Below are 691 nucleotides of genomic sequence, written 5' to 3'. Positions count from 1 at the left end.
TCGAATCGGCTGGGGATCGTTTTCCAGCAGGATCGGCTTGCCGTGCGGCGTGGCATGCGCGGCGCGCTCCCAGGCTTCAGCCATGGCGTCGACATCCGACTTGGCGGCCAGCCCTTTGGTGGCAAGCAGGCTTTCCAGCGCGGCCAGCCAATGTTCGTAATAGTCATGGCCGTCAGCCGCGGCGCCTGGCTTCTTCACTTCGATCGACAGCGCCTGCGCCCACTCGCTCCACGAAAACAGGCCCTTGTCGTGCAACGCCACCGTCATGGCGAACGCCTCAGCCTGCCACGGCTCGGCAAACACCGGCGTATCGACGCCCGGCGGCAGCTCGGGCAGATCCGTATCACGCCGGCTCAAGATAGCTCTCCCAGGCGTCTATCGAGACGCTCAGCGTCGGGTCGGCGTCCTCGCCCCAGATTTCCGGCCCTTCGAAAACCACGGTGTAGACCCATTGCGGATTTTCGCCGTGTCCATGCGCGTTGCTGTCGGGGAACACGAAACCGTCGTGCACCGTCTCAATCACCCCCTGCTTGGCGCGCGCATAGCGCGGCAGCCGCGTGTGGCCGGTCGGGTTGAGGTTTTTGGTCCGTACGGGGTCGCCGGCCTTGAACCGCGCCGGCCGCGCCGCCGACCGGTCGCAAGGACCACCCTTGGCCAGCACTGCGGGCACGTTTTCCGCCTTCAGCACCCT

General features: G+C 66.1%; 2 protein-coding genes. Both read right to left on the bottom strand.

Going from position 1 to position 691, the window contains the following annotated elements:
* On the bottom strand, positions 1-357 hold a 357-nt coding region (locus tag EN893_RS36545; protein ID WP_127272020.1), incomplete at its 3' end, for a nitrile hydratase accessory protein.
* Positions 344-691 (bottom strand): SH3-like domain-containing protein (locus EN893_RS36540; RefSeq protein WP_128362290.1); only part of this gene is annotated, 348 nt, incomplete at its 5' end. The genes EN893_RS36540 and EN893_RS36545, both read right to left, overlap by 14 nt.

Origin of the sequence: Mesorhizobium sp. M7A.F.Ca.CA.004.04.2.1 (assembly GCF_004022825.1) — a bacterium.
GTDB lineage: Bacteria > Pseudomonadota > Alphaproteobacteria > Rhizobiales > Rhizobiaceae > Mesorhizobium.
Note: the sequence above shows the minus strand (reverse complement) of the source record. Positions and strands in the feature narration are given on the sequence as shown.